A 22,686-nucleotide genomic window follows, 5' to 3' on the forward strand; every position below is an offset into this window, starting at 1 on the left:
GTCTCTCTCAGTCTCTGTCGACGGCAGGCGGTCTGCCGGAACGTGCGACGGCCGGCAGACTGAGGCTGCCGGCCGGATCAGGCTTCCGTGCCTGGTGCTGCCTTACAGGTCGGAGACCTGCAGCTGGGCACGATCGGCCACCTTCTGGCGAGTCTGCTCACGCTCGGCCTCGGGCAGCGGGATCAGGCCGATGTCCATCAGGTAACCGCCCTCGCCGATCATGGTCTCGGAGACGAACATGTCGACGTAGTCGTACAGCGGCGGCACATCGTCGGTGTGCTGATTCTTCACGTAGAAGAACAGCGAGCGGGCGATCGGGTACTCGCCGGCGCTGATCGCCTCGGCCTCGGGCTCGACGCCATCGATAGCGGTGCCGATCAGTGCATCCGGGTTTTCCACCAGGAAAGAGTAGCCGAAGATGCCGAAGGCCTTGGTGTCCTCGGTGAGGCGCTGAACGATCAGGTTGTCGTTCTCGCCGGCATCGATGTAGACACCATCGGCACGGATCTCGGTATAGGCTTCACCGCCATAGGCTTCCATTTCTTCGGAGGGCACTTCCATGGCGAGTTCTTCGAAGGCGTCACGGGTGCCCGAGGTGCTGGGCGGGCCGTAGATGGAGATCTCGCGGTCCGGCAGGGAAGCGTCGATGTCGCTCCAGTTGGTGTAGGGGTTGTCGACCAGCTCGCCACCCACCGGCACCTGGGCGGCCACCGCCAGGAACAGCTGCTCGAGAGTGATGTCCATCGCCTCGTTGGTGCTGGACTGGGCGAAGACGATGCCGTCGGAACCGATCTTGACCTCGGTGACGTCGGTGACGTCGTTCTCTACGCAGCGCTCCAGTTCGGAAGCCTTGATGCGGCGCGAAGCGTTGGAGATGTCCGGCGTTCCTTCACCCACACCGTTGCAGAACAGGCGGATGCCACCGCCGGAACCGGTGGACTCGATGACCGGCGTCGGATACTCGGTGACGGCGCCGAACTCCTCGGTCACGTAGCTGGCGAACGGATAGACGGTGCTGGAACCGACGATGCGAATCTGATCGCGAGCATGGGCTGCAGTGGCGGCACCCATGACCGCAGCGGCGATCACGGTCGTCTTGAAGGTACGGGACTTGAGGATGCGGTTCATGCAAGTCACTCCTGTCAGTGAGGGAATTCATCCTGCGCACGGCATACGTTGCCGCAGGCAGATGACAGCTTCGTGACAGGCGGTGAAATTTTTCAGCGCACTGGAGTGAGGCGGCGCAGCGCCACATTGCCGAACAGCGAGACGATCAACATGGTGGCCACCATGGGCCAGATGCTCTCGATCTCGAAGGCCCCGACCATGAAACCGGCCAGCGCCCCGCTCGAGAACTGGATGCCCCCCAGCAGCGCCGTCGCGGTGGCGCTGATGTGGCTGAAATGCTCGAGCAGCGAAGAGATGGCGTTGGGCGTGATCAGGCCGATCATGCCGGTGAACAGCATCACCAGCGGCACCACCGTGACCAGCGAGGCCGCACCGCTGGCGGCCACCACGGCCAGCCCAGTGGCCGCGATCAGTTGGATGGCCAGCCCCAGGCGCAGATTCTGCTGGGGGGTACGCCAGCGCAACAAATGAATGTTGACGCGGTTGGAGCCGGCGATGACCACCACGTTGACGCCGAACACCACCGGGTACATGGCCGGGCTCAGCCCGAAATGCTCGATGTAGAGAAACGGTGAGGCGGTGACGAAGGCGAATAGTCCGGCAAAGGAGGTCGCCACGGCGCACACGTAGCCCATCCCCTCGCGATGGGTGAGCACGCTGGCGTAGTTGGCCAGTACCTGACGAAACGAGGCGGTGGGTTGGCCGGGCGCGCGGGTTTCCGGCAGTTTCGTCCCCATCAGCCACAGCAGGAAGGCGGCATAACCCGCCAGGAAGACGAAGATCAGCCACCAGTCGGCCAGATAGAGCAACCCACTGCCCACCGCCGGGGCCACCAGCGGTGCCAGCATCATGATCATCGCCATGGTCGACATCACCCGTGCCGCCTCACGACCGCTGAAGCAGTCGCGCACGATGGCCGCCGAATTGACCACGCAGGCACCGCCGCCGAGCGCCTGCAGGAAACGCCAGATCAACAATGCGGCCAACGAGTCGACCGCGGTGATGGCCAGGCTCGCCAGCAGGAAGGCCACCAGGCCCGAGAGTAGCACCGGCTTGCGACCCAGGCGGTCGGAGAGCGGCCCGAACAGCAGCTGCCCCAGGGCGAAGCCGATGAGAAAGGCGCTGATCGACAGCTCCGTATGGTGAATGCTCGCTCCCACCGATGCTGCCAACGCCGGCATGGCCGGCAAATAGGCATCGATGGCGAAGGGCGCCAGCGCCGTATTGGCGGCTACCAGCAGGGCGACGCGTCGTGGATCGAGGCTCAAGGGCCCTCCCTCTTTGCATGATTAGATAGGCCGCTAATGATAGCCGTTTCCGCACCAACTGTCGTGCCCGCGGCTGTTGCACCGCCAGACCGCTTGTTACAGTGTTCAGCCTATTCGATTCCACGGAGTTCCCCATGGCCAGAGACCTGCTGTCCCAACTCAAGGCGATGACCACCGTGGTCGCCGATACCGGCGACCTCGAGGCCATTCGGCGCTTCGCCCCCCACGATGCCACCACCAACCCATCGCTGATTCTGCAAGCGGCGCAGACGGAAGCATGGCGTGCCCGGCTGGCCGGTATCGCGCGGCACAGCACCGACATCGACGATGCCCTGGACGCGGTCGCCGTGGAGATTGGCAGTGAAGTGAGCGAGCTGATACCCGGCTACGTCTCCACCGAAGTGAGCGCCAGGCTGTCGTTCGACACCGACGCCACCCTGGCCCGGGCTCGCTCGCTGATCGAACGCTACGCCCGCCACGGCGTCGGACCGGAGCGCATTCTGATCAAGGTCGCCGCCACCTGGGAAGGCATTCGCGCTGCCCAGCAGTTGGAGCGCGAAGGCATTCGCACCAACCTCACGCTGCTGTTCAGCTTCACCCAGGCCCGTGCCTGCGCCGATGCGGGCGTCACCCTGGTCTCACCTTTCGTCGGCCGTATTCTCGACTGGTACAAAGCCCAGGAGCCGGAAGCCGACTTCAGCGACGACAACGATCCCGGCGTGCAGTCGGTCAAGCGCATCTACGACCACTTCAAGGGCCACGGCTATCGCACCGTGGTGATGGGGGCCAGTTTCCGCAACATGGGCGAGATCCTGGCCCTGGCAGGCTGTGACCGGCTGACCATTTCTCCGGCGCTGCTGGGCGAGTTGGCCGCCAGTGAAGGCGACCTGGAGCGTCGGCTGAGCCCCTCGGATGCCGAAACCTCGCCCCCCGAACCCCAGGACGAAGCGGAATTCCGCTGGGCGTTGAACGAAGACGCCATGGCCACGGAAAAGCTGGCCGAGGGCATTCGCAAGTTCACCGCCGACCAACGCAAGCTGGAAGCCCTGCTCGGAGAACTCCGCCAAGGCTGACAGGACAGTCAACGGCAACGAATCGGACGCCTTTCTGCAAAGGGCGTCCGGTTCGTCGGGGGAAATGGGTTACGCAACCTCAGTCATGAGACGAAGCGGTTTCCTGGGACTCGAGCATCTCGACCAACGGTTGGAACTCTTCGCGATTGTGCTCGTTCATGCGCATCAGAATGCGATGCGCCTCGAGAATGCGCTGACGAGTGGCTTCCAGATCTGCGGGCACTTCGGGAAGATCGTCGCACAACTCGCATACCTCGGTGACCGGCGCCGCCATCATGGTGAAGAACTGAGCGAACCCCATCACTTCGAGCATGCGCTGCACATCGGGGTTGTCCACCACGATGGTGGGCTTGTGGTCGATCTTGTCCTGCACGGCCATGGCCACCTTGGCCAGAAAGCCAAGCGCCGTAGAATCCACGTTGGTCGCCTCACGCAGGTCGATGACCAGCGCCTGGAGCCCCGGCGTTTCGGCCAACTGCTGGGCCTGGGTGTCCAGGGTGGCACACAGGGTCAGTCGCACGTCACCACACAGCTTGAGCACGAAGACACCGGCGTCGAACGCCGCCTTGACGCGACCCTCATTCATGATCATCGGTAAACCCGCTCAGCAACATGATGGTTACATCGTCCAGCAGTTCTTCACCCTCGACTCCCCCTTCGACATCACTTTCCAGGGAAGTGCTCAGAGCCAGGCCATCGCGCAACTGCACCAGCGTCGTACAGGACACGATGCGTCGTTCCAGCTCCTGGAGCCGCGCATCGAGCGTTTCGCCAGGCAGGCACTCCAGAACGCCGTCCGAGCACAGCCATAGGCGGAAATGCGCCGGCAGATCGTATTGCAGGCATGGGTACGTCACGTTCGGAAAAAGCCCTACCGGCATGCCTTCACCGGGCAGCTCGACGGCCTGCTCCTCGCTCACCAGAAGCGGTTTGGGGAGTTGGGCGCCGAGTGAATAGTGAAGAGTCTGGTCGTGATGGTCAATGACCCCGACGAACAGGGTGGCGTGCTTGCCGATACTGGTATCGAGCAGCTCACGGTTGAGCCGGGCCAGCCAACGTGCCGGCAACGCTTCCGGACTCGTCCCGTCCCACTCGGACAGCCAGCGGTTGCACAGCGACTTGAGCAGCACCGTGACGAACGCCGACGAGGCCCCATGTCCGGAAACATCGGCAAAGTAGAACAGCGTAAAGCGCTCATCGAAGCGCTGGAAGTCGAGAAAATCCCCCGACAGGTAGAGCGAGGGCGCCATCCAGTAATCGCAGGTCACGCCGCCCAAAGTCTGTTCGTTGGGCGGTAGCAGCTTGCGTTGGATCTGCCCGCCGGCCTGCTGATCGAGACGCAGCATGCCCAGGTGAGTTTCCAGGCTTTCGTTGAGCTCCTCGAGGTGTTCGTTGAGCTGGGCGAGCCGCTCGCGGTCATGGGCACGCTCGTCTTCCAGACGATGCAGCTCGATGGCCTTGCGAATCATGCGCCGCAGCAGTTGACCATGACGCAGGGGCTCGATCACATAGTCGACCAGCCCCACGTCCACGGCGGTGAGCAGATCCTCATCGAGCCGCGAATCGCTCACCACCAGCGTGGGCAGGCGCTCGGTGAGACGCGACCACTCCAAGCTCGGTACCGCGCGGGCGTGCACCACCACCAGTGCGGTATCCGCTGGCAGGTCGTCGAGGGTTTCCACTGCCATGACTACCAAACCGTCCCGAGCGATGGTATCGGCCAGGGCATCACGGTAGGCGCCGGGCGCGTCGAGCACGCCAATCAGCGGCTTGGCTGCATCCATGGGACCTGCCTCAGTCGGCGAAATCGGCATCGTCGAAATCGGAGTCATTGAATTCGAAGTCGTCGCTGGCGAAGGGGTCGTCGCCCTGCTCGCCATCGCTGACTTCGAAGCGACGCTGCTGTAGATAGGCATCGCGAATGAAGCTGTAGCGATCGCCGCGGATCAGCGACTCCTGATCCAGCAGTCCGGCTCGTGCGTCGACGATGCGCAGCGCAGTCAGGCCGATGCGCGTGGGGTCATCCTCGATGTAGGTCGTGGGATAGGCGTACATGTCCGCCGGCAGAGCCCCGGTGTCACGCACCGTACTCGCTCCCAGCAAGGGCAGCACCAGATAGGGCCCCTCCCCGACGCCCCATACCCCCAGGGTCTGGCCGAAATCCTCCTCGCGGCCGGTAATCTCCATGTGAGTGGCAAAATCCCACAGCCCGCCGATACCCACCGTGGTGTTGATCACGAAGCGCGCGCCGGCGATGCCGGCATTGCCCGGCTTGCCCTGCAAAAGGCTGTTGAGCAGCGTGCGCAGCTCGCCCAGGTTGGAGAAGAAGTTGCCCACGCCGGTCTGCACCGGCTCCGGCGTCACGGTGCGATAACCCTGAGCCACCGGCTTGAGGGCATAGCGATCCACCACCTCGTTGAAGGCGAACACGCGCCGATTGAAGCCCTCCCAGGGGTCGTCGGGGTTGCGCTCTTCAGGAGCCGGCGTGCTGGCACATCCCGCCAGCAGCCCCAGCGCTAGCAGAGCGCCGACTGGGACTTTTCCCTTGCGCCGCTCACCCATTCCGCTGCCTCTCTGCATGTCCCGCCTCCGCTCGCGCCTCATTGTCGGCGCACCACGACACTGCCGGCACTGTAGCCGGCACCGAAGGAACAGACCACCCCCAGCGCACCGGATGTCAGATCGTCGCGGTGCAGGTGGAAGGCGATGATCGATCCCGCCGAACTGGTGTTGGCATAGCGATCGAGGATCACCGGCGCCTCGCGCACCGTCGGCTCACGACCCAGCACGCGCCGGGCGATCAGGTCATTCATGTGACGATTGGCCTGATGCAGCCACAGCCGAGAGAGGTCGTCACCCGACAGCGACAGGCTGGCCAGGTGATCGGTAATCAACGACGACACCAGGGGACACACCTCCTTGAACACCCGCCGGCCCTCCTGCACGAAGAGCTTGTCGACCGCCAACGGGTCGCTGTCGGTCACGCGATTGAGGAAGCCGGCATTGTTGCGTATGGCATTGGAGAAACGGGTCGTGAGCCGAGTCCCCAGTATGCCGAAACGAGCCTCGGCCGTCGTCAGATCGTCGCGCTCGACCACGATGGCCGTGCAGGCATCGCCAAAGATGAAGTGGCTGTCGCGATCGCGGAAGTTGAGGTGGGCCGAGCAGATTTCCGGATTGACCACCAGTGCGCGGCGAGCATTGCCGGCGCGAATGGCGTTGGCCGCGGTCTCGATGGCGAAGGTGGCCGACGAACAGGCCACGTTCATGTCGAAGGCGTAGCCTCCGGCACCCAGCGCCGATTGCATCTCCACGGCCACTGCCGGGTAAGGGCGCTCCAGATTGGAGCAGCCCACGATCACCAGGTCGATGTCGCCAGCCGCCACGCCGGCCGTCTGCAAAGCGTCGCCGGCAGCGGCCAGGCCCATTTCGCACTGGATGGAGGGCTCGTCGTTGCGCCGCTCACGCAGTCGCGGGCGCATCCGCTCGGGGTCCAGGATGCCCTCGGCATCGAGCACGTAGCGGCTGTGGATGCCCGATGCCTTGACGATGAACTCGCTGCTGGAGTGCGCCAAGGGCTCGCGTTCACCGGCGGCAATGGCCTCGGCATTGCGTGCGTTCTCGGCATCCACCCAGGCGTTGAACGCCGTCACCAGTGACGCGTTGTCGATGGCGTGCTCCGGTGTGTAAAGTCCCGTGCCGGTGATCACGACCTCTGTCATGTCTGTCTTCTCCTAACTGGCTCCAGGCCTGGTCCGCAGACCGGCTACGCTCGCCGACGGCTCCGACGGGCCCAAACCCGCGACTTGGCACCGACCGTGCGGTGCTCGTGTTCTGTTCACGCTCGACGCTCATCCGCCGTGGCCGATGAGCTCTGCCCAACGCTTTTCGAGACGCTTGGCGGAAACGGGAAACGCCGTTCCCAGCTGCTGAGCGAAGTGCGACACGCGCAACTCCTCGATCCACCAGCGAAATTCGACCAGCGCCGGCTCCCCGTGCCCGCCGCGGCGCTGGCTCTCACGGCGAGCCGCCAGGCGCTCTTCGAAGGCCTGGACCTCCTGCATGTGCATCTGATCGCGCATGCGCTCCCGCGGCGCCTTCTCCAGACGAATCAGCGCTGCCTCCATGTAGCGCGGGTACTCGGCCAGCCAGACGCCGGCCTCAGTGACGAAGCCGGGGTACACCAGCCGCGCCATCTGGGCCTTCAGATCACTGTATACCAGCGCCAGGGCCAGGTTCAGGTTGCCCTTCAACGCCTTGGTGACCGCAAGGTGACCCTCCAGAGCGCGCTTCAGGTTGGCCACCAACGCCTCGGCGCAAGGCACGAGCTCGGCCCGCGTCGCCGCCAGGCGTGACTCCAGGTCGGATGCCGAACGCGGCAACGGCTCCACCGCCACCACCTGCTGGAAGACGGCGCCGATCACGTCATCGACGAGCTGGCGCTTGCTGCCCACCTTGGCGAACAGCAAGGCACAGGTCTCGAGTTGCTTGATCCGCTCGATCTCGCGTGCCGAATCGGCCAGGCGCTGCCGAGCCAGCTGTACGATTCCCTGGCGATGTGCCGCACTCGCCTTGTCGGGATGGTCGAAGAGCTCGACCCGAAAGCGCTCCCCCTCGGGAACCAGGGCGGGATAGGCTTCCACGCGGATGCCGGCCTGGGAGGTGACCCGCGACTCGGGCAGCGGCGTCTCAGGCAGTGTCTCCACCGGCGCGGCAAGGCGCGCCTCTTCGGCGAGTGCCCGCGTGCCCTGCCCCGCCGCCTGTTCGAAGCGACGCTCCAGTTCGCCAACGTCCCGGCCCTGCCCCAGCGTGCGGCCCTCGTGGTCCACCACGCGCACGTTCATCACCAGGTGCGGTTCGAGCTGGTCCAGACGCCAGTCGTCGGCATGCAGACGCATGCCGGTCTTGCGCCGCAGGAACTCGCCCAGCGCTTCGGTGAGCGGCACGTCGTCGGGCGTGAGAGCCTCCAGCGCCGCATCCACCCAGTCGGGAATCGGCACCACCTGGCGACGCACCGACTTGGGCAACGACTTCATCAGGGCAATGCACTTCTCGCGCCGCAGGCCGGGCACCAGCCATTCGAGGCGGGCGGTGGGCAGTTGCGGAAGCATGGCCGCCGGCACGGTGAGGGTGACGCCATCGTCGGGCGCGCCCGGCTCGAAGCGATAGCCGAGCGGATAGCGCACGCCGTTCAGCACCAGCTCATCGGGATAGTCCGAGGCGGTGACTTCCTCGGCCTCCCGCGCCTGCAGTGCCGCACGGTCGAACTTGAGGATATCGGGGTCGGCGGCTTCGGCCTTCTTGCGCCATGCCTCGAATCCCCTGCCGCTATGGATGTCACCGGGAAGGCGCGCGTCGTAGAAAGCGAACAGTGTCTCCTCGTCGACCAGGATATCGCGCTTGCGGGCCCGGTCCTCGAGCTCCTCGACCTCGGCGACCAAGGCCCGGTTGTGGGCGAAGAACTCACCCTGGGTGCGAAACTCGCCCTCCACCAGAGCGCGGCGGATGAACAGCTCCCGGGCCTCGCCAGGGGCGATGGGCCCATAATGCACCTTGCGCCCGCTGACGATGGGCAGGCCAAACAGGGTCACCTGCTCCTTGGCCACGACCTGACCACGCTTCATCTCCCAGTGCGGCTCGGCGTAGCTGCGCTTGACCAGGTGCCCGGCCACGGGCTCGATCCACTGCGGGTCAATCCTGGCCACGGTACGCCCGAACAGACGGCTGGTCTCGACCAGTTCGAAGGCCATCAGCCACTTGGGCGCTTTCTTGGCCAGGCCCGATCCGGGATGAATGAAGAACTTTCGGTTGCGCGCTCCGAGGTACTCACGATTCTCGGTGAGCAGGCCGAGATGCGACAGGAGCCCCGGCAACAGCGCCCGGTGCAACTGGATGGCATTGTGGCGACGCGCCTGGGCACGGGCCTCGTCGCTCGACTCCCCGTCTGTCGCGGACTCGGGCAACGGCGGCGGCACTTCGATGGCCATGTCGCGCAGCAGCTGGCGCAGCTGGCGGAAGGTATCGTGCCATTCGCGCATGCGCAGATAATTGATGTAGCGCTCCCGGCACCAGCGCCGCAGCTGGTTGCCCGAGAGCGTCTCGCGGGCCGCCTCGAAGCCTTGCCACAGATTGAGCAGCGCGACGAAGTCGGATTCCGGATCCTGCCAGCGGCGGTGCGCCTGGTCGGCGGCCTCACGCTTGTCCGCCGGGCGGTCACGGGGATCCTGCACCGCCAGGCCGGCCACCGCGATCAGCACTTGGCGCAACCCGCCCTGCTCGGCACCGGCCAGCACCATGCGTGCCAGGCGCGGGTCGATGGGCAGCCGCGCCAATTTGCGCCCCATGTCGGTGAGTCGTTGGCTGGCGTCGACCGCGCCCAGCTCGAAGAGCAGCTTGAAGCCATCGGTGACGAAGCGCGAATCCGGCGGATCGACGAAGGGAAAACGCTCGATGTCACCCAGACCCAGCGACAGCATGGAGAGAATCACCGAGGCCAGGTTGGTGCGGCGGATCTCTGGGTCGGTGAATTCGGGCCGGGCGAGGAAATCCTCCTCGTCATAGAGACGAATGCACACGCCCTCGGCCACGCGGCCGCAGCGCCCCTTGCGCTGGTTGGCGCTGGCCTGGCTGATCGGCTCCACCGGCAGGCGCTGGATCTTGGCACGATAGCTGTAGCGGCTGATGCGCACCAGGCCCGGGTCGATCACGTAGCGAATGCCCGGTACGGTCAGTGACGTTTCGGCCACGTTGGTGGAAAGCACGATGCGCCGCCCCTTGTGCGAGGCGAAAACCCGGTTTTGCTCGGCGTTGGAGAGCCGTGCATAGAGCGGCAGGATCTCGGTACCCTTGAGATCGGCGCGGCGCAGGGTATCCGCGGTTTCGCGGATTTCGCGCTCGCCGGGCAGGAACACCAGGATGTCACGCGGGCCATGGAACCAGCGCTTATCGCGCTCGATGCGCTCGATCTCCTCCACGGCGTGGAGAATGCCTTCCTGAAGGGTCCGGTCGGCCTCGTTGTCGGCCTCGCGCACCAGCGGCCGATAACGCACCTCCACCGGATGAGTGCGGCCCGACACCTCCACTACCGGCGCGGGCTCCGGCTCGCCCGTGTCGGCTTCCGTGCCACCACCGGACAATGCAAAGTGTGCGGCGAAGCGCTCCACGTCGATGGTCGCCGAGGTGATGATCACCTTCAGGTCGGGGCGACGCGGCAACAGCCGCTTGAGGTAGCCGAGCAGGAAGTCGATGTTGAGGCTGCGTTCGTGGGCCTCGTCGATGATGATCGCCTCATAGCGACCCAGGTCCGGATCGTGGCGCGTCTCCGCCAGCAGGATGCCGTCGGTCATCAGCTTGACCAGGGTGTCGTCGCCGCTCTGGTCGGTGAAACGCACCTGGTAGCCCACCTGTTCGCCCAGCGGTGTCTCGAGCTCTTCGGCGAGACGCGCTGCCACCGAACGCGCCGCCAGACGCCGCGGCTGAGTATGCCCCACCAGGCCACGCCGCCCGAGCCCCAGTTCCAGGCACAACTTGGGCAGCTGGGTGGTCTTGCCGGAGCCCGTTTCACCGGCCACCACCACCACCTGATGATCCCGCAGAGCGGCGAGGATATCCTCGCGGCGCTCGGCCACCGGCAGGTCGGGCGGGTAGTTCAGGGTGACTGGAAGTGCATGGCGACGTGCCGCCTGCGCCCGGGACGTCTCGATCGCCTCGGCCACCCGGGGAAGTCCGCGATCGACCGGTTTGCCTTCTTTCAGCCGGCGCGCCAGACCACCCAAGCGTTTCTCCAGAGTCGGCCGGTCGCGCAGCATGACGCCGTCGAGCGCCTGCTTCAGGCGCTCGATCTGCACGGTATCCGTAGGCGCGGTAACGGAGCGGGGACGAGTTGTGGTGGTCACGACATCCTCAGGCGCTGAAACGAGCTGCCCGCCCCGGCATGGCCGGTGCGGGCAGCTCATTGTAACGCCGGCAGCGCACCGGCGGCCAATTTCCGCGATTGTCGTTGTCTATCAAACGATCGATCACCGGCTATCGGCGAGATCAGGTTTCGGTCCCTTCGTCATCACGCAGCTGACGGCGCAGCACCTTACCCACATTGGTTTTGGGAAGCTCATCGCGGAACTCCACCGTCTTGGGTACCTTGTAGGCGGTCAGTTCCTTCTTGCACCACTCGCGCAGCGCCTTCTCGTCGAGGCTGTCATCCTTGGCGACCACGAAGAGCTTGATGGCCTCGCCGCTCGCCTCGTCGGGCACCCCCACCGCGGCGGACTCCACCACGCCGGGGTGGGTGGCCACCACGTCCTCGATTTCGTTGGGGTAGACGTTGAAGCCCGAGACGAGAATCATGTCCTTCTTGCGATCGACGATGCGGATGTAGCCGTCGTCCTGCAACACGGCGATATCGCCAGTGCGGAACCAGCCATCCTCGCTCAATACCTGGGCCGTCTCCTCCTCGCAGTTCCAGTACCCCTTCATTACCTGGGGCCCCTTGACGCACAGCTCTCCCGGCTCGCCGAAGGGCAGGTCGTTGCCGTCGACATCCACCACCTTGACCTGAGTACCCGCCACCGGCTTACCGATGGTTCCGAGCTGGATGGCGTCGATGGGGTTGAAGCTGACGATGGGAGAGGTTTCGGTGAGGCCATACCCCTCGGCGACCGCGCAGCCGGTGATCGTTTCCCAACGCTCGGCAACGGCACGGGTGAGTGCCATGCCGCCCGAGATGGTCAGATGCAGTCGCGAAAAGTCGAGCTGTCGGAAGTCTTCTCGGTTGCACAACGCATTGAACAGCGTATTGAGACCGATGAAGCCGGTGAACGGCATCTCCTTCAGTTCCTTGACGAAACCGTCCAGGTCACGAGGGTTGGTAATCAGCACCGAATGATTGCCCGTCTCCATCAGGAACAGGCAGTTAACGGTGAAGGTATAGATGTGATAGACGGGCAGCGGTGCCACCACCAGCTCCCGCCCCTCGTCGAGCCCGGGGCCGATCGCCTGTCGCGCCTGGAGCATGTTGGCCACCAGGTTGCGATGAGTGAGCATGGTGCCCTTGGCCAGGCCCGTGGTGCCTCCGGTGTACTGCAACGCCGCGATGTCGTCCGGCTCGCGTGCCACCTCGCGATGGCTCCGCCCGGCCCCCAACTGCAACACACGGCGCAAGGGCACCGCACCGGGCAGCCGATACGCCGGCACCATCTTCTTGACGTACTTGACCACGGCATTGATCAGTTGCCGCTTGGGGAAGTCGTGCAGGTCCGCCAGCTCAGTGACCACCACATGGCGAATCTCGGTGCGGTCGAGAATGCGCTCGAGCTTGTCGGCCATGTTGGCCAGAATGACGATGGCCTTGGCGCCGGAATCCTTGAACTGGTGGGCCATTTCCCGTTCGGTGTAGAGTGGATTGGTGTTCACCACCACCAGGCCGGCGCGCATGGCTCCGAAAACGGCCACCGGGAACTGCAGCAGATTGGGAAGCTGAATGGCGATGCGGTCCCCCGGCTCGAGCTCGGTCTCGGCCTGCAGCCAGGCAGCGAAGTCGCCGGACAAACGGTCGAGGTCGGCAAAGCTGAGCGTACGACCCATGCAACTGAAAGCGGGATTGTCTGCGTAGCGCCCCACCGCAGCATGGAAGACCTCCATTACCGAACGGTACTCCTCCATGCCATCGATATCGGGACCGACGAGGATCGGGGCTGTGGCGTGCTCACTCATGGCGTCTCTCCGCGGCATCGTCGATCCGACACGGCCGTCGACAATCGACTGTTCTTCTTGTGAAGGTCTGGTCATGCTGGCCACACGATATACCAGGCGGCGCCAGGCTGTAAAACGATCGATTGAAACTTGCGTTTAATCGCTCATCGTGGCGTCGTATCGGGCGACGATCTCGCCCAGCCGCCACACCAGCAGTTCTCCGGGACGCATGGCAACCCACGATTCGTTGCGGGTCAGCGGTTCGGTCGCCACCACGGAAACGATATCGTTCGGCGTGGTGTGCTCGGCGAAATTCACCGTCAGTTCGGCATCGGAGAGTGCCGCCTTGCCGAATGGCGCCCGTCGGGTGATGTGAGCCAGCTTGGTGGCGCAGAAAGTGTAGAGGTAGTCGCCGTCGGCCAGCAGCAGATTGAAAACCCCGAGACCGCGCAGCCGTTCGCAAAGCCGATGCAGCAACCGCCATAGATCCCGCCATGCGTCGTCGCCGACTGGCCGCTCGGGACATCGTTGCCGCAACTGGTCCAGCAGCCAGCAGAAGGCATGTTCGCTGTCGGTGTCGCCTACCGGCCGATAGACACCCAGCGGCAACGTCTCCCAGCCGGTCAGCTGACCATTGTGGGCATAGCACCAGGTCCGCCCCCACATCTCGCGGGTAAAGGGGTGGGTGTTGGCCAACCGCACCTCACCGACATTGGCCTGGCGGATATGACTGATGGCGATGTGCGACTTGATCGGGTAGTCACAGATCAGCCGCGCGATGGGCGAACGCACCGACGGATGGGGGTCGCGAAAATCGCGATACCCGCCCGCCTCGTAGAAAGCGATTCCCCAGCCATCACGATGCGGGCCGGTCCCCCCGCCACGATGCAAGAAACCGGTGAAGCTGAAGCAGATGTCGGTGGGCACGTTGGCGCTCATGGCCAAAAGCTCACACATGTGGCTCCTCCCGGTAATCGGCGCGCGCCCGCCGGCGGCGCTGACGCCACGCCCGCATCATCACGACCAGAATGACCACTCCCATCAGGCCCGCCCAGAACCGGGGGTCTCGCCCATGCGCCTGCACCCAGCGCGTCAGCACCGGCTGCCAGGTTTCCCAGTGCCCCTGCGCCAGCTGCGGCAGCCGATCGAGCAGAGCGATGAAGCGGGCTACGCCGTCGGGGCCGGTATCGGCCGAGGAGGGGCTGGCCGGATCGGGGGCTTCGTGGAAGCGCTCCACCGCCAAGTCCGGACGAACCTCGGCAACGTCGACTCCGGTATCGCCCTCGGGAAACAGCAGCAATCGCGGCAAGCGAAGCTCGCGAGCACGCCCCTCGAGGGTGATCTGCCCGCGCAGCATGAGCGGCTGTGTGAGGCTCTCGTCGAGCACCGGCAAGTTGATCTCCCAGCGCTGGTCATCCAACGCTTGGGCTTCCAGCCGCTGCCCCTGAAGCTCGGCATGCAAGCGAGTGTTACCGTGATGCAATGCCGGGTGCTCGGCGCGCAACACCACCCTGCCACCCTGCACATCGTGTTCTACGGTCACCGCGGGCTGTACGTTCACGGCCTGCACTCGCTGACGGCGGAACCCCCGGCCATCGGCACGCACGGCCAACTGAGCCGTGCCGGTGAGAGCCGGGGCCGGCAACTCGCCGATGAACCGCTGCCCGCGAGCGCCAAGCTCCGTGGCAGCCTGAATGTCGCCCTCCGCATCGCGCAATTCGGCGCTCATGCTCAAGTGGTCCGGCCACTCCTCCTCGGGCAGGACTTCGCCATGGCGAGACAGCCAGGCTTCCACGGGTACGCCGAAGCCGAGGTAGAGCGTCCCCGGCAGCGGTGCCGTCTGCAGCGTCAGCGGCGACACCAGGGTGACGCGACTCTCGCGGCCCACCTCGCCTTCGAGACGCCACTGGCCGGGCTCCGGGTCCGGCACCTGAATCAGGTCGTAACGCTCCTCATGACGCCAGCGGGCGCTTTCGGGCGGACTCTCGCCGGTATAGCGCCGACCATCGGGCCCTACCAGTACCGCCGGCGGCTCCGACGGATCGCGAAACAGCAGGGCACTGAAGCCTTCGAGTCCCGGCTCGATGACGAAGCCACCGTCGCGCAGCGGCGCACGGTCGCTGGGGAAGATTCGATCGACGATATCGAGGAAGGCCCCCATCAGGGCTTCAGGCGTTCTGACCGGTGCCGATAGACCGCCGGTCTGCTGGGAGAGGCGCTCCACCAGCGAGAGGTCCGCTTCGTCGGAAAAGGCGATGGCGTGCACCGTCACTTCCGAGCGCGCCAGACGCGGAGCCAGTTCGTCAAGCAGCTCGCGACGCGAGGCGTCGTCGATCGCCGGCTTGTCGCCCCGCCAGGGAGGCAGGTCGATCATGCCGTCGGTGAGCAGTACCAGGTGCTGTTCGCCGGACGCTTCGGGTGCCACTGTCTCGCGCACGGCAGCCTCGATATCGGTGAAGGGATCGCGCCCTTCCAGACGGGGAGTCAGCGCCATGGCCCGCTCACGCCAGTTGGCATCGACCGAACCCAGCGGCAGGGGGTTCGACACGCCCTCACCGAAGGTCCAGACACCGGCTTGCGTGCCACTCGGCAACAGCGTGACCAGCAGTTCCAGCGCATCGGCGGCCAGTTGGTCGGGATCGTTGTCACGCATGCTTCCCGACACGTCGACGATGACTCGCACCTGCGGCGGCGTCTCCTCCTGGGCAGCCGCCGGCTGGGCTGCACACAGCAGCAGAAAGCCGAGCACTACGACCAGCCGCTGGGTCATACTTCGCGATGCCCTGCCCATGGGTGGCTCCCTAGCCGATCATCGGCTCACGACGTCCTTGCCCCGCCGAGGCGGCCCCGCTGCCATCCTGTCTGGTGCGCGTTTGCGACGCCGCTGGCGCTTCCTCGGAGCGCCGCCAAGCCCACCACTGCAGAAGGCCCAGCGCCACGCCCAGACCGGCGCCGGCCCCCACCAACAGACCAGAGGAAAGCAGTACCTCGGCATTCCTTTCCAGAAACGCGACGCTGGCCACTACCACCGCCGGCGCCATGCCGGTATAGAACTCCCCCTCATCGAGCAGCGGCAGACGAAAACGCGTAGGAATCCACAGCACGCCGGCCACCGCCCAGGTGATCGGCAAGCGCAGCAAGCGCGGCAAAAAGGCCAGGCCCAGATAACCGGTCAGTAGCACGACCAGCGACAAACCCAAATAGGTCAGCCATAGTAGGGTCATCGAATCCGACGTCAGCATCGACACCTCTTTCTTCCTCCACTTCGGTACATCACGGCTCGCCCGATCCCGCGTTGCCGTGCAGTATGGAACTTGCTAATACTCGGTCTCAGTATGGTACACCTGCCACCATGAAAGCACAGCCGCCGCAGCACTCGAGTGCCAACGCTCCCATCTCCCGCTTCCACCGTCCCGACGATCCCGCCTGGCACTGGCTGGAAAACCGCGACGATCCGGATGTCACTGCCTTTCTGGAAGCCGCCAATCGGGAATCCACCGCTTGGTTCGCCCCCTTGGAAAGCCTGGTGGAACGTCTCTATCACGGCCACCTGGCGCGCCGCGAGCTGGCCGTGTCCGGCCTACGCACGCCACTCGACCACCATACCTACTGGAGCGAGACGGCCGCCGACGCCGACTACCCGGTGTGGTGGCGCCACCCCAACGATCAGCCGCAGGCGACCGAACGCTTCCTGGACCTCCAGGCCCGAGCAGCCGCCCATGACTTCTTCGAGGTCGGCGACATGGCGTTGTCGCCCGATGAGGGCTGGCTGGCCTGGACGGAAGACACCCGCGGCGACGAGACCTTCACGCTCTATCTGAAGGCGCTGCCCGATGGCACGCCTCGCGCCCTGCTCGAGGAGATCGGCCCGGAACTCGTCTGGGCCGAGGACGACGCCACGCTGTTGTTCACCCGCTATGACGCCACGCAACGTCCCGAAAGCATCTGGCGGCTGCCGCTGAACGATGGCAATGCCGCTGAGCCAACGCAAGTGCTTCACGAGGCCGATTCGGAATTCTGGCTTGGACTGGGCAAGACACGCTCGCGCGAGTGGCTGGTGCTGGAAAGCGCCTCCAAGGACACTAGCGAGTGCTACTTGATTCCCGCCCGGCAGCCAGCAACGCCGCCCCGCTGCTTCCGGCCACGGGAAGCCGGCATGGAGTATTCCCTGGACCACCGCCCGGGTTACTTCTACGTGCTGCACAACCGCCAGGCCACGCATTTCCGTCTCGACTGGGTGGCAGAGCCGGCATTCGATGCCTCCCCGCAAACGGCACCATGGCACACGCTGACCGGCCATCGCGAGAGCGTGACGCTGGAAGGGGCGGATGCCTTCCATTGGGGCCTGGTGATCACCGAACGGGATCACCACGAGGCTCAGGTCAACCTGCGCGTGATCGAGCTCGATGACGGCCACGCCGTGACCCGTGACGAATTCCTGCCGCTACCCGAGACACCCTGCAGCCTGGCACTGGGTGACATGCCGCACTTCGCCAGCCGCCGACTCTGGTTGCGGGAGGAGTCATTCGTGATGCCGGCCAGCTGGTTCGAACATGACCTGGACAGCGGCGAACGCCGCCTGCTCAAGCGCCAGCCGATTCACGGCGACCTCCGGCCCGAGAACCTCGCCTGCGAGCGGCTATGGGCCACCGCCCATGACGGCGAGCGAATTCCCGTCTCGGTAGTGATGCACGCCGACCGAGTCGGGCACCCGATGCCCACTCTGCTCTACGGCTACGGCGCCTATGGCGAGGTGCTCGACCCCTGGTTTTCGGCCGCCCGCCTGGAACTGCTGGCGCGCGGCGTGGCCTTTGCCGTAGCCCACGTTCGGGGCGGCGGCGACCGCGGCGAACCCTGGTACCTAGCCGGCAAGCTAGAACACAAGGAAAACAGCTTTCACGACTTCCTGGCGGCCCGCGATGCGCTGGCCACTTCCGGCATCAGCGACGGCGATCGTATCGCTGCCTACGGGGCCAGCGCCGGCGGACTGCTGGTGGGAGCAAGCCTCAACCTGGCGCCCGCAGCCTTTTGTGCCGCCGTGCTCGACGTCCCCTTCGTCGACGTGCTGCGTACCATGGAAAACCCCGACCTTCCGCTGACCACGGCCGAATACACCGAGTGGGGCAACCCCCACGAACCCGATGCCCGGCGACGGATTCAGGCCTACTCGCCACTGGACAACTTGACCGCTCAGCCGTGGCCCAGCGTCTTCCTGCAGGGGAGCTGGCACGACACACGGGTACCGTACTGGGAGCCCGCCAAGCTCTATGCCCGACTCACCGAACTGGGCAGCGCGCGTGGCCCGGTGCTGCTCAGAACGGACATGACCGCCGGTCACGGCGGTGCTTCCGGGCGCTTCAAAGCGTGGCACGATAACGCGCGGCAAGACGCCTTCCTGCTCTGGGCACTCGGCTTGGTAGAGCGCGAAACCTAGGCTCACGACCGTCCACACGCGAACGCCCCGGCATCCAGTCGGGGCGTTCGTCGCCTCACTAGCGGACTCGCTCGTGCTCAGTTGCCACCGCCGGTGCCGCCCCCAGTGCCCCCGCCGGCACCGCCGCCGGAACCCGAGCCGCTGCCGCCAGCGGAGCCGCCGCTACCTCCGCTACCGCCAGTGCCACCACCGGAGCCGGATCCGCTACCGCCGCCGGAACCGCCGCCGGAACCACCGCCGGAGCCTCCTCCACCGGAGCCACCACCACTGCCGCCTGCCCCACCTCCACCATTACCGTCACCGCCGCCACCGTTGCCGCCGCCGTTGCCGCCGCCACCGTTGTCGCCGCCGCCGTTGTCGCCGCCGCCGTTGTCGCCGCCGCCGTTGTCGCCGCCGCCGTTATCGCCGCCGCCGTTATCGCCGCCGCCGTTATCGCCGCCGCCGCCGTTGTCGCCTCCACCCGGCGAATCATCGACCACGGCCACCAGGCCGCCGCCATCGCCACCGCCGCCACCGGTACCCGCCTCCGTACCCCCTGCACCACCAGCCGCCGGTGGATTGCGTAGCAGCAGCTGCTCGAGATCTTCACGGGTAGCCAGCCACTCGAGCAGCAAGCTGACCTCGGCCCGATTCAACACCGCTCCGTTGTTCATCAAATCGTCGTAGATCTGCGCCAACTCGCCCTCGCTGAGCGGATCGGACCGCCAAGCGGACGCCTGTGTGGTCGACTGCCCCCAGGCCACCGACGATGCCAAGGCACTGATGGCCGCCGCCAAAACCAGCTTATGCAAAACGTTCATACTGTTTCTCCCAGCGCACTGCGCTCGTCAGCCGTCAACCACCGCAACGTCTCGCCAACATTTCGTTACAGTTCAGCATCAAGCATTGCACGTGCAACGCCCGGCGCCATGGGGCAGGAGAATGATTCGCAGGATGAAAACCGTCAGTCGTCGATCGGTAGAATGGCAATGATATGCTCCTCAAGCTCAGTCTCAGGCACGTCATGCTGGGATATGGCAAAACTGCGCACGCTGATGCCCTTGCGATGCACACGCTCGGGATCGCCGGACAGCAGCGGGTGCCAGCGTGCCAGCTTGCGTCCTTCGGCAAGCCGCCGATAAGCACAGGAGTGGGGAAGCCAATGGAATTCGGCGATGCGCTCGGGTTTGAGTTGGGTGCAGTCCGGCACCCGGGCGAAGCGGTTTTCGTAGTCGCTACAACGGCAGCTGGAAATGTCCAGCAGCTCGCAGGCAACGCCGAGCACCGCCAGCTGGCCGGTATCGTCGTCCTGGAACTTGAGCAGGCAGCACTGGCCGCAGCCGTCGCAGAGCGCTTCCCACTCCTCGGTGGTGAGCTCCTCCAGGGGAAAGCGCTCCCAGAAGCGTTCTCTCATGATTCTCCAGGGCAATCGGTTTGGGCATCGAGCTTCGGGCTTCGGGCTTCGGGCTTCGGGCTTCGGGCTTCGGGCTTCGGGCTTCGGGCTTCGGGCTTCGGGCTTCGGGCTTCGGGCTTCGGGCTTCGGGCTTCGGGCTTCGGGCTTCGGGCTTCGGCAGCATGATGCGCCGGCGCCGCCATCTTGCAACTTCCCGCTCGTGGCTCGTAGCTCGCAGCCCGTGGCTCGCGGCTCTCCCTCAATATTTCGCTTGCGTCGGCGTACGATACAGGTCGAGAAGATACTCCTCCTTGGCCGGGGGCATCTGCAGGTAGTAACCCTTGTCGCGAATCGCCGCCATGACGTCACCGGCCCGGGCACGAGCCAGCCGCTTGTCCGCCGTCAAGATCATCGTCATCGTGGAAACCGGCTTGCCGAAGCGCTCGAGCAAAACTTCCGGCACGTCGACGAGGCCACGTCGCTTGTCCACGTAGAGATACATTTCCTCGTTACGGGCGCTCTTGAATATTTCGCAAAGCAGCTTGTCGTCGGTCATCGGTCGCTCACCTCGCCAAGGGCTCGGGTCAGGTCGGCGGTCAGCCGCTCGCCACGCCAACCGGTGGGCAACGGCAAGGCCTGGTCGGCCAAGTCGGCCACCACCAGGGCTTCCAGGTCACGGCGGCGCAGCAACACCTCGGGAGCCAGACCGAGCCGCTCAGCCTCGGCATTGACCACTCGCTTGAGCGCCTTGAGACGCTGCTTGAAGGCCGGCGTCATGGGCGAAGGCAGCGCCGCCGGCAGCGACTCGGCATCGCGCTGCCGAGCTTCCTGGACCAGAGCCAGCAACGTATCGCCGTCACGCTTGATCAGGCTCGGCTTGATGTCATCCACCTCGGCCAGCTGGTGCCGGTTCTCGGGCAGCCGCTCGGCCACGCTGTAGAGTACCCGGTCGTTGACCAGCCAACCACGCGGCAGGTTGCGCCGCCGCGCCTCACCTTCTCGCCAGGTGGTCAGCAGCCGATACGCTTCGATGCCCCGCGGCGGCAGGCGCCACAGCTGGCGGTGACGGCGGTACCACTGGCCATCGGCGGCGTCGCTGCGCAGCGCTTGGGCGACCAGCTCACGGCAGTCCTCGAGGAGCCAGGCGAAACGCCCCAGCCGCTCCAGCTCCGCGCGCTGCCGCTCCCATACTTGCAGCAGAAAGGTCACGTCCAGGGCCGCATACAGGCGCTGCGACTCGGAAAGCGGGCGCGCCAGCCAGTCCGAACGGGTCTCGTCCTTGGGCAGGTTCATTCCGGTCCAGTGCTCTACCAGCCGCTGGTAGCCCATGGCCGGGTCGTCGCCGAGCAGCGCCTGCGCCACCTGGGTATCCACCAGCGGAGCCACACTGACGCCGGCCCAGTGCGCCAGCACTTCGAGGTCTTCGCTGGAGGCGTGCAGCAGCTTGAGCGGCCCCTCGGCAAGCAGATCGCGAAACGCTCTCGTGCACTCGACGTCGAGCGGGTCGACCAGATAGGCAAGGCCACCCGCGGAGAACTGGATCAGTGCCGGAACCGGATGGAATGTCTTCTCGCGAAAGAACTCAGTATCCAGTGCCAGGGGCGAAGCGTCGGCCACGTCGGCGCAGGCGGCATCGAGTGCCTCGGGGGTGTCGATCCAGCGTATCTCGGGGGTCAGAGTCATGCATCAATCCGGCAGGAAGAAATAAAGACGGCGTCACTCGCCACGAAACGGCAGGCGACCGCTGAAAGCGCGGGTCAGGGTACCACCATCGACGTACTCGAGCTCGCCGCCCATGGGCACGCCATAGGCGAGCCGCGATAGCCGTACGCCGTAGGTCTCGAGCTGGGCAGCGATATAGTGTGCCGTGGCTTCGCCCTCCACCGTCGGATTGGTGGCCAGTATCACCTCTTCCACCCCATCCTGGCTGACCCGGGCCTCGAGCTGATCGAGGCCGATGTCCTCGGGACCGATGCCGTCCAGCGGCGAAAGGTGACCGTGCAGCACGAAGTAGCGGCCGCGATAGCCGCCCGCTTCCTCGATGGCCAGCTGGTCGGCAGGGGATTCCACCACGCACAGCACGCTGTCGTCGCGCCGTGCGCTCGCGCACAGCGTACACAGCGGCTCTTCGGTGAGGGTGCGGCACCGCTCGCAATAGCCGACCCGTTCCAGCGCCGCGCCCAGCACCTCGGTCAGCCGCCGACCGCCATCGCGATCACGTTCGAGCAGATGCAAGGCCATGCGCTGGGCGGTCTTGGGGCCGACGCCGGGCAACACCCGCAACGACTCCATCAATTTCTCGACGAGGGGAGAAAAACTCATAAACGGTCTCTGGCCGGCTCGTACTGAAACGCCACTACGCCCTTTGCTCGAGCGCAGCCGGTTTCAGTCGAGTCAGAAGGGCATCTTGAAGCCGGGCGGCAGAGTCAACCCCGCGGTGGCTTCTTCCATCCGCTCCTTGGTGTTGGCCTCGACCTTGCGCACGGCATCGTTCACCGCCGCGGCCAGCAGATCCTCGAGCAGCTCCTTGTCCTCTTCCATGACGCTGGGATCGATGTCGACCTTGCTGACGTCATGGCGACCGTTCATGGTCACCTTGATCATGCCGGCACCGGCTTCGCCGGTCACTTCTGCGCGGGCGACTTCTTCCTGCGCCTGCTGCACCTTTTCCTGCATTTCCTGGGCCTGCTTCATCAGGTTGCCCATTCCACCCTTCATCATGGT

Annotated in this window: 19 protein-coding genes; 2 read left to right on the top strand and 17 right to left on the bottom strand. The window is 65.4% G+C overall.

Annotation, left to right across the window (positions count from 1 at the left end):
* Nucleotides 1-102 precede the first annotated feature (102 nt).
* Together GFD32_RS11295 and GFD32_RS11300 are read right to left on the bottom strand one after the other, a co-directional pair.
* A complete protein-coding gene (locus GFD32_RS11295; RefSeq protein ID WP_163576674.1) occupies nucleotides 103-1,128 on the bottom strand; it encodes a substrate-binding domain-containing protein in 1,026 nt (341 codons plus the stop codon).
* A 92-nt stretch (nucleotides 1,129-1,220) separates the two neighbouring features.
* Nucleotides 1,221-2,396: a multidrug effflux MFS transporter gene (locus GFD32_RS11300; protein WP_163576675.1), complete on the bottom strand. Its 1,176-nt coding sequence runs from the start codon at nucleotides 2,394-2,396 to the stop codon at nucleotides 1,221-1,223.
* A gap of 134 nt (nucleotides 2,397-2,530) precedes the next feature.
* On the opposite strand from GFD32_RS11300, the gene tal reads away from it, so the two are divergent.
* Nucleotides 2,531-3,469 (top strand): transaldolase, encoded by a 939-nt coding sequence (gene tal / locus GFD32_RS11305; RefSeq protein WP_163576677.1) that lies wholly within the window; start codon nucleotides 2,531-2,533, stop codon nucleotides 3,467-3,469.
* Between the two features lie 79 nt (nucleotides 3,470-3,548).
* Here tal and GFD32_RS11310 read toward each other — a convergent pair whose 3' ends face one another.
* From GFD32_RS11310 to GFD32_RS11350, 9 genes are all read right to left on the bottom strand, one after another.
* Entirely contained in the window at nucleotides 3,549-4,061 is a 513-nt protein-coding gene (locus tag GFD32_RS11310; RefSeq protein WP_163576678.1) for an STAS domain-containing protein, read from the bottom strand.
* The gene (locus tag GFD32_RS11315) at nucleotides 4,048-5,253 is read right to left on the bottom strand and encodes a PP2C family protein-serine/threonine phosphatase (RefSeq protein WP_163576679.1); all 1,206 of its coding nucleotides are present in this window, start codon (nucleotides 5,251-5,253) and stop codon (nucleotides 4,048-4,050) included. The genes GFD32_RS11310 and GFD32_RS11315 overlap by 14 nt, the downstream gene beginning before the upstream one ends.
* A gap of 10 nt (nucleotides 5,254-5,263) precedes the next feature.
* A complete protein-coding gene (locus GFD32_RS11320) occupies nucleotides 5,264-6,049 on the bottom strand; it encodes an MlaA family lipoprotein (RefSeq protein WP_163576680.1) in 786 nt (261 codons plus the stop codon).
* Between the two features lie 20 nt (nucleotides 6,050-6,069).
* A complete protein-coding gene (locus GFD32_RS11325; RefSeq protein ID WP_163576681.1) occupies nucleotides 6,070-7,191 on the bottom strand; it encodes a beta-ketoacyl-ACP synthase III in 1,122 nt (373 codons plus the stop codon).
* 129 nt (nucleotides 7,192-7,320) lie between these two features.
* Nucleotides 7,321-11,277, bottom strand: coding sequence for an ATP-dependent RNA helicase HrpA (gene hrpA, locus GFD32_RS11330; protein WP_407081076.1), 3,957 nt, complete (start codon nucleotides 11,275-11,277; stop codon nucleotides 7,321-7,323).
* Between the two features lie 229 nt (nucleotides 11,278-11,506).
* Complete coding sequence (locus tag GFD32_RS11335; protein WP_163576684.1) at nucleotides 11,507-13,177, bottom strand: AMP-binding protein; 1,671 nt, start codon at nucleotides 13,175-13,177, stop codon at nucleotides 11,507-11,509.
* 135 nt (nucleotides 13,178-13,312) lie between these two features.
* On the bottom strand, nucleotides 13,313-14,113 hold the full coding sequence (locus GFD32_RS11340; protein WP_163576685.1) for a class II glutamine amidotransferase: 801 nt from the start codon (nucleotides 14,111-14,113) through the stop codon (nucleotides 13,313-13,315).
* Entirely contained in the window at nucleotides 14,106-15,926 is a 1,821-nt protein-coding gene (locus GFD32_RS11345) for a vWA domain-containing protein (protein ID WP_163576687.1), read from the bottom strand. Before GFD32_RS11345 ends, GFD32_RS11340 begins: the two co-directional genes overlap by 8 nt.
* Nucleotides 15,927-15,957: 31 nt before the next feature.
* The gene (locus tag GFD32_RS11350) at nucleotides 15,958-16,398 is read right to left on the bottom strand and encodes a hypothetical protein (RefSeq protein ID WP_205599105.1); all 441 of its coding nucleotides are present in this window, start codon (nucleotides 16,396-16,398) and stop codon (nucleotides 15,958-15,960) included.
* A 110-nt stretch (nucleotides 16,399-16,508) separates the two neighbouring features.
* Here GFD32_RS11350 and GFD32_RS11355 point away from each other — a divergent pair, with 110 nt between their 5' ends.
* Complete coding sequence (locus GFD32_RS11355; RefSeq protein ID WP_163576688.1) at nucleotides 16,509-18,590, top strand: S9 family peptidase; 2,082 nt, start codon at nucleotides 16,509-16,511, stop codon at nucleotides 18,588-18,590.
* 77 nt (nucleotides 18,591-18,667) lie between these two features.
* On the opposite strand, the gene GFD32_RS19815 is transcribed toward GFD32_RS11355, so the two are convergent.
* The 6 genes from GFD32_RS19815 to GFD32_RS11385 form a co-directional block, all read right to left on the bottom strand.
* Nucleotides 18,668-19,390 (bottom strand): hypothetical protein, encoded by a 723-nt coding sequence (locus tag GFD32_RS19815; RefSeq protein ID WP_205599106.1) that lies wholly within the window; start codon nucleotides 19,388-19,390, stop codon nucleotides 18,668-18,670.
* A 143-nt stretch (nucleotides 19,391-19,533) separates the two neighbouring features.
* A complete protein-coding gene (locus tag GFD32_RS11365) occupies nucleotides 19,534-19,983 on the bottom strand; it encodes a YcgN family cysteine cluster protein (RefSeq protein WP_163576690.1) in 450 nt (149 codons plus the stop codon).
* Between the two features lie 238 nt (nucleotides 19,984-20,221).
* Complete coding sequence (locus GFD32_RS11370; protein WP_163576691.1) at nucleotides 20,222-20,518, bottom strand: YcgL domain-containing protein; 297 nt, start codon at nucleotides 20,516-20,518, stop codon at nucleotides 20,222-20,224.
* A complete protein-coding gene (gene rnd / locus GFD32_RS11375; RefSeq protein ID WP_163576692.1) occupies nucleotides 20,515-21,645 on the bottom strand; it encodes a ribonuclease D in 1,131 nt (376 codons plus the stop codon). Before rnd ends, GFD32_RS11370 begins: the two co-directional genes overlap by 4 nt.
* A 33-nt stretch (nucleotides 21,646-21,678) precedes the next feature.
* On the bottom strand, nucleotides 21,679-22,284 hold the full coding sequence (recR, locus tag GFD32_RS11380; protein WP_163576694.1) for a recombination mediator RecR: 606 nt from the start codon (nucleotides 22,282-22,284) through the stop codon (nucleotides 21,679-21,681).
* 72 nt (nucleotides 22,285-22,356) lie between these two features.
* Nucleotides 22,357-22,683, bottom strand: coding sequence for a YbaB/EbfC family nucleoid-associated protein (locus tag GFD32_RS11385; RefSeq protein WP_163576695.1), 327 nt, complete (start codon nucleotides 22,681-22,683; stop codon nucleotides 22,357-22,359).
* Nucleotides 22,684-22,686 lie beyond the last annotated feature (3 nt).

Origin of the sequence: Halomonas faecis (assembly GCF_010993975.1) — a bacterium.
Classification (GTDB): domain Bacteria; phylum Pseudomonadota; class Gammaproteobacteria; order Pseudomonadales; family Halomonadaceae; genus Halomonas; species Halomonas faecis.